The following is a 13,530-nucleotide window of genomic DNA, read 5'->3' on the forward strand; positions in this document are numbered from 1 at the left end:
ACGAGGATTCGACCCGCGCGGGCACCGGCATGGAAGGCAGCGATGTCGACTGGGCAGCACTCGAAGCGGCCGCCGTTGACGCCATGAAGAACGCATATGCACCGTATTCGAAGTTCGCGGTGGGGGCGGCGGCCCTCACCGCGGACGGCCGGATGGTGAGCGGCTGCAACGTCGAAAACGCCAGTTACGGCCTGACGCTGTGCGCCGAATGCACACTGGTGGGCAACCTGCACATGACCGGAGGCGGCCTGCTGCGCGCCTTCTATTGTGTGGATGCCGCAGGCAACATCCTGATGCCGTGCGGGCGCTGCCGGCAGCTGCTGTACGAATTCCGGGCGCCGGACATGGAACTCATGACCGCACAGGGAATTAAGACAATGGACCAGGTGCTACCCGATGCCTTTGGTCCCCAACACCTGGAGGAACCCCGGTGACACAAACCCCAAGCAACACCGAAGCGTTCGACGCCGTCGACATCATCCGCATCAAGCGGGACAGGGGAGTCCTGAGCCCGGCCCAGATCGACTGGACCATCGACGCCTATACCCGCGGCGCGATCGCCGACGAGCAGATGGCCGCCCTGAACATGGCCATCCTGCTCAACGGCATGGACCGCGCGGAAATTTCGCGCTGGACCGCCGCGATGATCGCGTCCGGCGAACGGATGGACTTCTCCGGACTGAGGCGGGCCGACGGCAGCGTGAAGCCGACGTCAGACAAGCACTCCACCGGGGGAGTGGGGGACAAGATCACGCTGCCGCTGGCACCGCTTGTTGCTGTATTTGGCGTGGCTGTTCCACAGCTTTCCGGCCGAGGCCTGGGCCACACCGGCGGCACACTGGACAAGCTGGAAGCCATCCCGGGCTGGCGCGCAGAGCTGAGCAACAACGAACTGATGGCTCAGCTCCAAAACGTCGGGGCAGTGATCTGCGCCGCGGGTGCCGGGCTGGCCCCTGCGGACAAGAAGCTCTATGCCCTGCGCGACGTCACGGGAACGGTGGAAGCCATCCCGCTGATTGCGTCCTCCATCATGAGCAAGAAGATCGCGGAGGGCACCGGCTCACTGGTCCTCGACGTCAAGGTGGGAAGTGGCGCCTTTATGAAGGACGAGGCCCGCGCCAGGGAACTGGCCGAGACGATGGTGGCCTTGGGCAAGGATGCCGGTGTCAACACCGTGGCCCTTTTGACTAACATGAACACGCCACTGGGCCTGACCGCCGGAAACTCGATCGAGGTTGAGGAATCCGTGGAGGTGCTGGCCGGCGGCGGTCCGGAAGACGTCGTGGAACTGACGGTCCGGCTGGCGGAGGAGATGCTCGCCTGCGCCGGCGTTCATGACGCCGACCCGCGCGCCGCGCTCAAGGACGGCCGGGCCATGGACGTGTGGAACCGCATGATCGAGGCACAAGGCGGGGACCCCCGGGCCAAGCTTCCCGTTGCCAGGGAATCCGAAGTCGTCTACGCGCCGGCCGACGGTGTCCTCGTGGAGCTGGATGCACTGGCCGTTGGCGTGGCCGCGTGGCGGCTGGGTGCCGGCCGGGCGCGCAAGGAGGACCAGGTCCAGGCGGGTGCCGGCGTCCGGCTGCACGCCAAGCCCGGTGCCGTGGTCCGCGCAGGCGAGCCCCTGATGACGCTGCTGACGGACACCCCGGAGAAGTTCGAGCGGGCCAAGGAAGCCCTCGAAGGGTCCGTCGTCATCGCACCGGAGGGCTCCCGGCCGGCGCAGAAACTCATCATCGACCGCATCGCCTGATCCCGTGATTCTCCCCGGCCGGGTTGCTGTGGCAGCGAGGCCAGTGGCCGCCCGTGGACCGGCCGGGGAGAAAACGGGTGGTCCCGGCCGTTAGGAAACTGTGCAGGCTATCAACGACTTCATTCTCGCGGCGGCGGGACAGCCCTGGGTTCTCCTCCTGGTGCTGGCATGCTGCGTGATCGACGGGTTCTTCCCGCCGATCCCTAGCGAGTCGGTGGTCGTTGGCCTGGCGGCCGTGGCTGCGACCGCCGATGTCCCCAACCCGTGGCTGCTGATGCTCATGGCCGCACTGGGGGCCTTCGGCGGCGACAACATCGCCTACTTGATCGGACGGAAGGTGGGCACCCGCCGCTGGCGGTGGATGCGCGGACCGCGAATGCAGACCGCCTTTCACTGGGCCGGGAGGGAACTCCGGAAACGGCCGGCGTCGCTGGTCCTCGTGGCCCGGTTTGTTCCGATCGGCCGGGTGGCCGTCAACCTCACGGCGGGCGCCACCCATTTTCCGCACCTTCGTTTCGTGGGCTTGACCGTCCTGTCCGCAGCGCTTTGGTCCTCCTACTCAGTGGCAATCGGGCTGTTTTTCGGGCAATGGTTCGAAGACAACCACCTGCTGGGTGCCGCCATCGCCATCGCCTGCGCGATCCTCCTCGGCATCCTCGTGGACATCCTGATCAGCCGCCTCCGCGGCCGGCTGCCTGAGGAGCCTGCAGGGGAAGCAGCACCGGGACCCTGACCGGGCTGTCCGGCGTCCGCTGAACGGTGCGTGGAAGCACCGGACCGCGGGTCAGCTTTTCCCGGCCGTAGCGTAGCGGATCATGCCGCTGACATGGGACACTAAATAGCGATTTCCGTCACTTTATAGGAGCAGGGCCCCGCGTGGAATTTATCAATGAGGCAGTGCTCCATGCCGCAGGTCAATGGTGGATCTATCCCATCCTGCTGGTGTTCTTTTTTGTTGACGGCTTTGCGATGGTTGTCCCCAGCGAAACACTCATCGTGGCGCTTGCGGCATTTTCGCGCCAAAGCGGTGAACCCAACCTCTGGATCCTTGGCGTCACGGCGCTGGTCGGTGCCATCGCCGGCGACAACATGGCCTACATGCTCGGGCGGAAGATCGGGCTTGAACGCTGGCGCTGGATGCGCAAGCCCAAGGTACAGAAGGTCTTCGCGTGGGCCCACTATGAGCTGGAGAAGCGCGGCGCCGTCCTGATCTTCACTGCACGGTACATCCCGTGGGGCCGCGTGGCGGTCAACTACGTTGCCGGCACCACGGCTTTCCCGCACCGCAGGTTCTTCGTCCTGGATGCCCTTGCCTGCGTCACCTGGGTGGGTTACTCGATCGGGATAGGCCTGCTGGCGAGTTCCTTCCCCTTGCTGCATGACAATCCGCTCCTCGGTGCCGGCATTGCGGTGGTGTTCGCCATCATCCTCGGCATCATCATCGACCACCTGCTGCGCTGGTGGCACAAACGGCTGGGACGCCACGATGATGCACGTCCCGGGGCGGAATCCACCAAGGGAGCCGGCAGGGAAGCCTCCCCGGAACCTGGAATGCGCGCCGAGAGGGACGCCGCCGTCGAGGTCGCACCGCCGGCCATGCCCGCCGTCGCCGAAGTGGAAACGGGCCGCTGAACGGGGCTTCGGCCAAGGCCGTTGCCCACCGGGTGGCGCCTGACGCTGTCCGACCCTAAGGTTGGAACCGTGACTGAGCCTATTCTTGACGCTGCCCCTGCCATCGACTTCGACCTCAAGAGCCTCCCCAAGGTATCCCTGCACGACCACCTGGACGGCGGCCTGCGCCCGGCCACCATCATCGAACTGGCGGAAGCCGTTGGACACACGCTGCCGTCCACCGATCCCGTGGCGCTGGGGGAGTGGTTCCGCGAGTCCGCCGATTCCGGCTCCCTGGTCCGCTACCTCGAGACCTTCGACCACACCATCGCCGTGATGCAGACCAAAGAGGGTCTTTTCCGGGTGGCCAAGGAATTCGTGGAAGACCTCGCCGACGACGGCGTGGTGTACGGCGAAGTCCGCTGGGCACCGGAACAGCACCTGCAGAAGGGCCTGACGCTCGACGAAGTGGTCGAGGCCATCCAGGAAGGGCTCGACGCCGGTGTGGACGCCGTTGCCGAAACCGGCCGGGAGATCCAGGTAGGCCAGCTCATCACGGCCATGCGCCACGCCGACCGGGGCCAGGAGATCGCCGAACTGGCAGTCCGCCACCGTAACAACGGAGCAGTGGGCTTCGACATCGCCGGCGCCGAGGACGGGTTCCTGCCGTCCCGCTTCCGCGATGCCTTTACGTACCTCGCCCAGCACAACTTCCCCGCCACGGTCCACGCCGGCGAAGCCGCGGGCCTCGAAAGCATCCAGTCCGCCCTCGTCGACGGCCGTGCCCTGCGCCTCGGCCACGGCGTGCGCATCGCCGAGGACATCACGGTCGAATTCGATGACGAGGACTCCGCAGAGGAAGCCGATGAGAACATCGGCATGGTGACCCTCGGCGAGCTCTCCAGCTGGGTCCGCGACCGCGGCATCGCGCTGGAAATTTGCCCCTCCTCCAACCTGCAGACCGGGGCCATCGCCGGCTTCGGCGAGGGCATCGAAAGCCACCCTCTAGACATGCTGTACCAGCTCGGCTTCAATGTCACGATCAACACGGACAACCGGCTGATGAGCGGCGTGACCCTCACCGACGAGTTCGAACTGCTTGTGGAGACCTTCGACTACGACCTTGACGACATCCTGGAGCTCACGCTCAATGCCGCCGAAGCCGCCTTCCTGCCGCTGGAGGAAAAGGAAGCCCTCGTTGAGTACATCAACGACGCCTACGCCAATCTTGCCTAACGACGGTCCAGCTCCGGTTGCCTCCCTGGTGGGCGTCATAGCCGCCCTCAGGGAGCACTGCCCCTGGATGGGGGCGCTGACGCACGAGTCGCTGGTGGAGTACCTCCTCGAGGAGGCTTTTGAGGTGGCCGAAACAATCGAAACCGGCGCAGACGAGGCAGAGCTCCGCGGCGAGCTGGGCGATGTCCTGCTCCAGGTCGTGCTGCACGCCCGCCTCGCGGAGGAACGCGGAAGTTTCGGATTCGACGACGTCGTCCAGGGCCTCACGGCAAAGATGATCCGCCGGAACCCTCACGTCTTCCGGCCGGACGGCTCGCTCCAGGACACCTTCCCGGCCAGCGTCGAGGAGATCGTCCGGAACTGGGACTCCATCAAACAGGCCGAGAAGCCGGAGCGCGGTGATCCCTTCGAGGGAATTCCGCAAGGGCTCCCGGCCCTCGCTAGGGCCCAAAAGTCGCTGGACCGGGCCGCAAGGGCGGGGTTTCAACGGCCTCAACCTCCGGTGGGTGATCAGGCCGGCCCTGTGGCTGAGCTTGTCGAAACCATGGACTCCGAACAGCAGCTCGGCGATCTCCTGTTCGAGCTGGTCGCCGCTGCCCGCACCAGCGGTTTCGACGCCGAACGCGCCCTCCGCGGGGCTGTCCGGCGCTACCAGGGCGGCCACCGCACTGCTCACCCTGACCTGCCCCGGACGGGATCATGACGTCCGGGTGCTGGATAGGTTTCCGTAACCTGCACCACTCTCGACTACGCTAGTCCCTGACGAGGACGTCGAGTTTTTCCGCTAGTTTCCCAGTAAATCGCTTCACCATAAGGAGCATATTCATGGCGCTTATCGATGCCATTCACGCCCGCGAGATCCTCGATTCCCGTGGCAACCCGACCGTAGAAGTTGAAGTTCTGCTTTCCGATGGCCAGATCGGCCGCGCGGCAGTTCCCTCCGGCGCCTCCACCGGCGAACACGAGGCTGTTGAGCTGCGCGACGGAGACAAGGGACGCTACCTTGGCAAGGGCGTCCAGAAAGCCGTCGACGCCGTCATCGACCAGATCGCCCCGGCACTGACCGGTTTCGACGCCACGGACCAGCGCAGCATCGACCAGGCCATGATTGACCTGGACGGCACCCCCAACAAGTCCAAGCTCGGCGCCAACGCCATCCTGGGCGTTTCCCTGGCAGTGGCCAACGCCGCAGCAGCGTCGGCTGACCTGCCGCTGTACAAGTACCTCGGCGGCCCCAACGCGCACGTCCTGCCCGTTCCGCTGATGAACATCCTCAACGGCGGCTCGCACGCCGACTCGGATGTGGACATCCAGGAATTCATGATCGCCCCGATCGGCGCCGAGACCTTCTCCGAGGGCCTCCGCTGGGGTGTTGAGGTCTACCACAACCTCAAGTCCGTCCTGCAGGCCAAGGGCCTCTCCACCGGCCTGGGCGACGAAGGCGGCTTCGCTCCGAACCTGCCGTCCAACCGTGCGGCACTGGACCTGATCCAGGAAGCCATCAAGAACGCCGGCTACATCCCGGGCAAGGACATTGCCCTGGCACTGGACGTTGCCTCCTCCGAGTTCTTCAAGGACGGCGCCTACCAGTTCGAAGGCAAGGCCCTTTCCGCCACCGAAATGAGCGCTTACTACGCGGAGCTCGTGGCCGACTACCCGCTGGTTTCCATCGAGGATCCCCTGGACGAAAACGACTGGGAAGGCTGGAAGACCCTCACCGACGCCATCGGTGACAAGGTGCAGCTCGTCGGCGACGATCTCTTCGTCACCAACCCGTCCATTCTGCAGCGCGGCATTGACACCGCTACGGCCAACTCCCTGCTGGTCAAGGTGAACCAGATCGGTTCGCTGACCGAAACCCTGGACGCCGTTTCACTGGCCCAGCGTGCCGGTTACACCACCATCACCTCGCACCGCTCCGGCGAAACCGAGGACACCACCATTGCTGACATCGCCGTTGCCACCAACGCGGGCCAGATCAAGACCGGTGCCCCGGCGCGCTCCGAGCGCGTTGCCAAGTACAACCAGCTGCTGCGCATCGAAGAAGAACTCGACGACGCCGCACGCTACGCCGGACGCAGCGCCTTCCCGCGTTTCAAGGGCTAGCATCCAAAAAAACAGCTGACCGGTGGCTATGGTTGAAAGACCATGGCCACCGGTTCTGTTTGTGGTCCGCTTTTGAAGGAGTGTCATGGCCACCCGACGTCCCAAGGTTCCCCGCGCCACGCCCGCGGTGCGTCAGTCCAAGGATGCCGACGACGGCGCTGAAGTCATCCGCGCGGATTTCGGCGCGACGCGCCACGTGCCCGCTGACGGCGAAGCCAAAACGCCCGTCGAGCCCGCGAAATCCACCACGGCCGGACGGCTGGGCGCGTCCGTCAAAGCCGGGGTCGCCGCAGGTAAGCAGGCGGCCGGCCGGCCGCCAGGAAGTCACGCCGGCGCCAAAGCCCCGGGTGCTGCTGTCAAGGACGGAGCCGACAGCCAGGATCCCGTGCCCGCAAAGGCCTTTTCCGGCCGGATGCTGGCCCTGGCCGTCGTCATGATTGCCATCACCATCATGCTGGCCCCTACGGTCAAGATCTTCATCGACAAAAAGGCCGAGATCGCCGCGCTGGAGGCCGATATCGCCGCACGGAAAGCCGAACAGGACGGCCTGAAACTCCAGGTCTCGCGCTGGCAGGACCCGAACTACGTGAAACAGCAGGCCCGCGACCGCATTAACATGGTTATGCCGGGAGAAACCGGCTACTGGGTGTTTGGCAGCGATCTGCCGGCCGGGACCGCCAGTGGCCAGGCCGGAACAGGAACAGCACAGGACCCGGCCAACCTGCCATGGGTGGATTCGCTTTGGGAGTCCATCAGGCGCTCGGCAACAGACTAGAGGCGGTGCCCTCCGCCGGCTTTCCCACGGGTCAGCCTCCAAGGGCAGGAAGGCGGCCGCGCCAGTGGACCAGAATGCAGTAGGCGACAACGCCCTGGGCGGGTTGCCCGTGACAGAAGACGCCTCGACCGTGCCCGCGTCCAGCCACCCGTCCGCCCGGGACCTGGATGTGCTGAGCCGCCAGCTCGGGCGTCCCGTGCGCGACGTCGTCGAGATCCCCGCCCGCTGTGTCTGCGGCAACCCCCTGGTCGCGGCGACGTCACCGCGGCTCAGCAACGGAACGCCGTTCCCCACCACGTTTTATCTGACCCACCCCGTCATCACTTCGGCGGTATCACGGCTCGAGGCTGCCGGCCTGATGAACCGGATGAACGAACAGCTCGCTGAGAACTCCGCCCTCGCCGCAAGCTACCGGGCTGCCCATGAGGCGTACCTCGTGTCCCGGGCGGAGATTGGCGAACGGTCCGGAATAGGCGCCGTGCCCGAGATCGACGGCGTCTCCGCCGGCGGAATGCCCACCCGGGTGAAATGCCTCCACGTCCTGGTGGGCCATTCCCTGGCCGCCGGCCCCGGCGTCAATCCCCTCGGTGATGAGGCCATTGCCGCCATCAGTGAATGGTGGACCGCGGACCGTTGCTACTGCGACGGCGCCTGGGATACCGGCGGAGAAGCGCCCTCCAGGGACCTCAGCCGTCACGGGCCGCAGGGGCTCCCCGACATCGTGGGCCGTCCGGCGCCCGTCCGCAAGACCCAGCGGCACGCTGATGGTAACCACGCTGATGGTAGCCACGCTGACGGGAACACCGGGAACACCACGGAGGCTGCCCAGTGAACCGCGTTGCCGCCATTGACTGCGGAACCAATTCCATCCGTCTCCTGATCGCAGATGTGGAGGGAAGCGGAAGCAGTTCCAAGCTCACCGACGTCGTGCGCGAAATGCGTGTGGTCCGGCTGGGCCAGGGTGTGGACGCCACCGGCGAACTGGCACAGGAGGCGCTGGAGCGCACTTTCGCCGCCACGTCGGACTACGCCGCGCTGATCCGCGAACACGGGGCGGGCAAGGTCCGCTTCGTTGCCACCTCCGCCACCCGGGATGCCAGCAACCGGAACGTGTTCGTGGACGGTATCCGCGAGATCCTAGGCGTCGAGCCGGAGGTGATTACCGGCGATGAAGAGGCGGCCCTGTCCTTTGCAGGCGCAAGCAGCGTCCTTCCGTCCCGCGGCGCCGACCCCGTGCTGGTAGTGGACCTCGGCGGCGGAAGCACCGAATTCGTGCTCGGCGACGCCAGCGGCGTCATTGCCGCCAAATCCGTGGACGTCGGCTGTGTCCGGATGACGGAACGCCACCTTCGCAACGATCCGCCGTCACCGGAGCAGATCGCCGCGGCGGAGGCCGACGTCGACGCCGCCATCACCGAGGCGGAACTGGCCGTTCCGCTGGAACGCACCACCGCCGTCGTCGGCGTGGCAGGGTCCGTCACCACCATTACGGCCCATGCGCTCCGGCTGCCCGAATACTCGCCCGCGGCGATCCACGGCGCGGAACTTCCCCTCAGCACAGTCGGCGAGGCGTGCACGGAACTCCTCGGGATGTCCAAGGCCGAACGGGCCGGACTTCCATACATGCATCCTGGCCGGGTGGACGTCATCGGCGCCGGAGGACTGGTCTGGCGCCGCGTGCTGGAGCACCTCGCGGAGGTAACGGAGGGAAGGATCACTTCGGCTGTCGCCAGTGAACACGATATTCTCGACGGAATCGCCCTGAGTATCAGCTAGCGCGCTGGTATCAGCCACTGACTTCGCATCGGCCGGGTTCCGCAACAGCCGGATCCTCGTCCCGCCGATGCCACGCGACCGGAGCCTGCCTCCGTGCCGCGCCATCCCATGTAAAGCCGATTGGACCCGAATGACCAGAGCAACAACCCGCCGGGACCGGATGGCCTCCGCCGTGACTGCACTTGCCCTGGCCGCAGCTAGCTTGGCGACGTCGCTGATCGCGGCACCGGAAGCCCGGGCCGACGCATGGCGGGACAAACAGTACTGGCTGGCCGAATCCGGCATCACCAAAGCGTGGGAAGTTTCTAAGGGCGCCAACGTCAAAGTGGCCGTCATCGACAGCGGCGTGGATGCGAAGCACCCCGACCTGAAGGGCGCCGTCGTTGGCGGAAGCGATGCCTCCGGGGCCGGCAGCGCGGACGGACAGAAGAGCATCGGCTCGAAACCTGAGCACGGGACCCTGGTGGCAACCATGCTGGCGGGCCGCGGCCACCAGCCGCCAAAGTCGACGGCTACCCCCTCACCCGGCGCCCCTCCGGCGCCGGGCCCGGACGGAATTGTGGGTGTCGCCCCCGAAGCGCAGATCCTGTCGGTGTCCACCTGGCTGGGCTCCCCGAACCCCGGCGGCAAGACCGACCAGGAACAGATCCCGGCCGCTGTCCGCTGGGCCGTGGACAATGGCGCACGTGTGATCAACATATCGCTGGGCAGCACCTCGCCGGAATGGCCGCAGAGCTGGGACGCAGCGTTCCTCTACGCCGAACAAAAGGATGTGGTTATTGTCGCCGCGGCAGGGAACCGCGTGGGCGGCAACGTGCAGGTGGGAGCCCCCGCCACCATCCCCGGCGTCCTGACGGTGGCAGGCCTGGACCGCAAGGGCGCCGCCAGCATCGATTCCTCGTCCCAGGGCATCAGTATTGGCGTGGCCGCACCGGCCGAAGACCTGATCGGCGGCATGCCCGGGGACGGCTATGCGGAATGGGCGGGAACATCGGGCGCCACGCCGATCGTGTCCGGGGTGGCGGCGCTGATCCGCTCGAAGTGGCCCGAGATGACAGCCAGCCAGGTCATCAACAGGATTGTCACGACGGCCAAGGATGCCGGGGCACCGGGCAAGGACCCAATCTACGGCTTTGGCGTGCTCAACGCGGAAGCCGCCCTGAAAGACGATGTTCCTGATACGAAGGTCAATCCGCTGGGCACGGTGGCTGATTGGATCAGGGTCCACCGCCGTGGCGAGTCCGCCGCGACCACCCCCGCGGCTGAACCTGGCAGCAGCCCCACGAGTGCGCCGGCCACGCTGCCCGCCGCCACCGTTCCGGTGGCCGAAGCTCCGTCCCAGCTGGACAGTGCGGTTCCGGCCATGGTCGTCATCGGCTTCGGAATGCTGTTCCTGGCCATCATCGGTGGCGCCGTCTATCAACTGCGACGGGCGGCCAGGAATCCCGGGAATCTGCGCGATGAGCCGGATACCGGGGTGCTGGACAAGGTGGACTCGAACGGAACGTAACGGCGACGGATTAGTTAGTGAAGATTTTCACAAACTACTGTATTCTAGAACCATGGCAACAACCCCACAGCTCCAGGACCGTCCCAGGGTACTCGTCGTCGGCGGCGGGTACGTCGGCCTGTACGTAGCCCTCAAACTGCAGAACAAGATCGCGAATGCCGGTGGCATCGTCACCGTCGTTGATCCGCTGCCCTACATGACCTACCAGCCCTTCCTGCCGGAAGTTGCCGGCGGAAACATCGAGGCGCGCCACGCTGTCGTCTCGCACCGTCAGCACCTGAAGCAGACGGAACTCATCCAGGGCCGCGTCACCTCGATCGACCACGCCAACCGGACCGCGGTGGTTGCCCCGTCCGACGGCGGCCCGAACTTTGAGGTCCCGTACTTCGACGTCGTACTGGCCGCTGGTGCCATTACCCGCACCTTCCCCATCAAGGGCCTTGCGGACAAGGGAATCGGCCTGAAGACCATCGAGGAAGCCGTTGCGCTGCGCAACAAGGTCCTCGAGCGGATCGAAGCCGGCTCCACCATCACTGATCCTGCCGAGCGCGCCCGCGCCCTCACCTTCGTGGTGGTTGGTGGCGGCTTCGCCGGCATCGAGTGCATCACCGAGATGGAAGACCTTGCCCGCGCGGCGGTCAAGAACAATCCCCGCGTCAAGCAGGAGGAAGTCCGCTTCGTCCTGGTGGAAGCCATGGGCCGCATCATGCCCGAGGTCACCGCCAAGCAGGCCGAGTGGGTCGTGGAGCACCTGCGTAGCCGCGGCATTGAAGTCCTGCTGAACACCTCGTTGGACAACGCCGAGGGCTCCCTTAAGCTCATCAACCTGCCGGACAAGACCCCGGCCCAGGAATTCGAAGCCGATACCCTCGTCTGGACTGCAGGCGTGCAGGCCAACCCGATGGTCCGCTCCACCGACTTCCCGCTGGAGCCGCGCGGCCGCGTCCGCGTGCTTCCGGACCTGCGTATCGCCGGTGACGAAGGCATCATCGAGAATGCCTGGGCTGCCGGCGACATTGCCGCCGTGCCTGACCTCACGGGCAGCGGCCTGCCGGACGGCACCTGCGTGCCGAATGCGCAGCACGCCCTTCGCCAGGCCAAGCGCCTCGCGAAGAACCTTTGGGCCTCCCGCTGGGACAAGGAACTCAAGGACTACAAGCACAAGAACCTGGGCGCCGTTGCCGGCTTTGGCGAATGGAAGGGCGTTGCCAACATCAACCTCCTGGGCCGCATCGGGCTCAAGGGCCCCCTCGCCTGGCTGGCTCACCGCGGCTACCACGGCATGGCCATGCCCACGTTCGAGCGCAAGTTCCGGGTGATCATCAACTGGATCATCAGTTTCTTCGCAGGCCGCGACACCACCCAGCTGCTGGACCTGGACAACCCGCGCGGAGCTTTCGTCGCGGCGGCCACTCCTGCTCCCAAGCCGGCCGCGGCTACAGTCGCTCCGGCGGCTGACAAGCCGACCGAATCCGGCAGCAACAGCCAGCAGAAGCAGACTGTATCGGCTGACACCAAGTAGCCACCCAACGCCGATGGCGGCCGTTCCCCGCGGGGAACGGCCGCCATTGTTGTTTAATGGCTCAATGACTGGTGAAAAGGACATCCGTGCCCTCTTGGCATCCATCCACCCCGTCCTGCGCGAGGGGGAATACGTGTACGTCCTGTGGCCCTACGGCAGGCCGCTGGTTCCAGGCATCGAAGCCGCAGTCCGGGAAGCGGAAGGGCTCACCGTGGTGCTGCCCCGGGCTGAGGCGGACAGGCTGGAGCTTCGCTACGACTTCGTTGCCTCCTGGATCACCCTTCAGGTGCATTCGTCCCTCGAAGCCATCGGATTGACTGCAGCGGTCAGTGCGGCGCTCACCAACTCCCGGATCAGCTGCAACGTCCTCGCCGGGTTCCACCACGACCACCTCCTGGTTCCGGTGGCTGATGCGGACCGCGCCTTGGAGATACTCCACGAACTGGCTGCAGCAAGTACCGAGCAGCCTGCACCGAAGCTTGTCCTGCGCACTGAACAGCCGGCGGACAGGCCCGCCATCCTGGAGCTCACGGCGGCTGCTTTCTCGGTGTCGCCGGTTACCGGGCTTCCCGTGGACGGTGAACCCGTGGAAGTGGGGCTGTTGAAGCAGCTTTTCGACTGCGACGAGTATCTGCCTGAGTTCAGCATCGTCGCCGAACAGAATGGTGAAGTGGTGGGCCACGTCATCAGCACGCGGGGCTGGGTTGGGGACCTTGAGCTGCTGGGGCTTGGCCCCATTAGTGTGGTGCCGCGGCTGCAACGCCACGGCATCGGCTCGGCACTTATGCAGGAAACCGTCTCGCGCGCCAACGCGGCGGGGGAGAGGGGCATCGCCCTGCTGGGCAGCCCGGAGTACTACTCCCGTTTCGGCTTTGTGCCGTCCGTGTCCCTGGGCGTTGAACCGCCCAGCGCTGAATGGGGAGATGCCTTCCAGTTCCTCCCGCTCGCTGTCTGGCCCGGTGGTATCCACGGCACGTTCCGGTATGCCAGGCCCTTTCAGCGGCTCTGACGGGATACCATTGACCGGGCGCCCCAGTAGCCCAATTGGCAGAGGCAGCGGACTTAAAATCCGCGTGTTGTGGGTTCGAGTCCCACCTGGGGTACTCCTGTTTATTCGCCGTGCCGCGCTTCACAATGCCTGCTTCCGGCCCGCTCCTTCCGCATTTCAGCGCTTCCGCGCCATGGTGTCCCATATGCAACGACTGTTATAAGGATGTGACCATAGTCACTTATGTTCGGGG

Annotated in this window: 13 protein-coding genes and 1 tRNA gene; all 14 read left to right on the forward strand. The window is 65.7% G+C overall.

Annotated elements, in window-relative coordinates:
- Window positions 1–29: 29 nt before the first annotated feature.
- A complete protein-coding gene (locus tag JOE41_RS16720) occupies window positions 30–434 on the forward strand; it encodes a cytidine deaminase (RefSeq protein WP_043430441.1) in 405 nt (134 codons plus the stop codon).
- Window positions 431–1,753 (forward strand): thymidine phosphorylase, encoded by a 1,323-nt coding sequence (locus tag JOE41_RS16725; protein WP_209753009.1) that lies wholly within the window; start codon window positions 431–433, stop codon window positions 1,751–1,753. The genes JOE41_RS16720 and JOE41_RS16725 overlap by 4 nt, the downstream gene beginning before the upstream one ends.
- 100 nt (window positions 1,754–1,853) lie before the next feature.
- Window positions 1,854–2,486 (forward strand): DedA family protein, encoded by a 633-nt coding sequence (locus JOE41_RS16730; RefSeq protein ID WP_209753010.1) that lies wholly within the window; start codon window positions 1,854–1,856, stop codon window positions 2,484–2,486.
- Window positions 2,487–2,629: 143 nt separating this feature from the next.
- Window positions 2,630–3,385: a DedA family protein gene (locus JOE41_RS16735; protein ID WP_209753011.1), complete on the forward strand. Its 756-nt coding sequence runs from the start codon at window positions 2,630–2,632 to the stop codon at window positions 3,383–3,385.
- A 69-nt stretch (window positions 3,386–3,454) separates the two neighbouring features.
- Window positions 3,455–4,600: an adenosine deaminase gene (locus tag JOE41_RS16740; protein WP_011691006.1), complete on the forward strand. Its 1,146-nt coding sequence runs from the start codon at window positions 3,455–3,457 to the stop codon at window positions 4,598–4,600.
- 67 nt (window positions 4,601–4,667) lie between these two features.
- Window positions 4,668–5,303 carry a MazG nucleotide pyrophosphohydrolase domain-containing protein gene (locus JOE41_RS16745; protein WP_245201201.1) on the forward strand — a complete coding sequence of 212 codons (636 nt, stop codon included), beginning with the start codon at window positions 4,668–4,670 and terminating at the stop codon, window positions 5,301–5,303.
- Window positions 5,304–5,425: 122 nt separating this feature from the next.
- Window positions 5,426–6,706: a phosphopyruvate hydratase gene (gene eno, locus JOE41_RS16750; protein WP_011691008.1), complete on the forward strand. Its 1,281-nt coding sequence runs from the start codon at window positions 5,426–5,428 to the stop codon at window positions 6,704–6,706.
- A gap of 85 nt (window positions 6,707–6,791) precedes the next feature.
- A complete protein-coding gene (locus JOE41_RS16755; protein ID WP_209753013.1) occupies window positions 6,792–7,481 on the forward strand; it encodes a septum formation initiator family protein in 690 nt (229 codons plus the stop codon).
- 130 nt (window positions 7,482–7,611) lie between these two features.
- Window positions 7,612–8,313, forward strand: coding sequence for a DUF501 domain-containing protein (locus JOE41_RS16760; RefSeq protein ID WP_209753664.1), 702 nt, complete (start codon window positions 7,612–7,614; stop codon window positions 8,311–8,313).
- Window positions 8,310–9,257 (forward strand): Ppx/GppA phosphatase family protein, encoded by a 948-nt coding sequence (locus JOE41_RS16765; RefSeq protein WP_209753014.1) that lies wholly within the window; start codon window positions 8,310–8,312, stop codon window positions 9,255–9,257. Before JOE41_RS16760 ends, JOE41_RS16765 begins: the two co-directional genes overlap by 4 nt.
- A 130-nt stretch (window positions 9,258–9,387) precedes the next feature.
- Window positions 9,388–10,767, forward strand: a complete 1,380-nt coding sequence (locus tag JOE41_RS16770) for a S8 family serine peptidase (protein WP_245200746.1) — start codon at window positions 9,388–9,390, stop codon at window positions 10,765–10,767.
- Between the two features lie 52 nt (window positions 10,768–10,819).
- A complete protein-coding gene (locus tag JOE41_RS16775) occupies window positions 10,820–12,289 on the forward strand; it encodes an NAD(P)/FAD-dependent oxidoreductase (protein ID WP_209753015.1) in 1,470 nt (489 codons plus the stop codon).
- Between the two features lie 64 nt (window positions 12,290–12,353).
- Window positions 12,354–13,298, forward strand: a complete 945-nt coding sequence (locus tag JOE41_RS16780; protein WP_209753016.1) for an N-acetyltransferase — start codon at window positions 12,354–12,356, stop codon at window positions 13,296–13,298.
- Window positions 13,299–13,318: 20 nt separating this feature from the next.
- Window positions 13,319–13,392, forward strand: a tRNA-Leu gene (locus JOE41_RS16785).
- Window positions 13,393–13,530 lie beyond the last annotated feature (138 nt).

Source organism: Arthrobacter sp. PvP103, assembly GCF_017833075.1.
Lineage (GTDB): Bacteria > Actinomycetota > Actinomycetes > Actinomycetales > Micrococcaceae > Arthrobacter.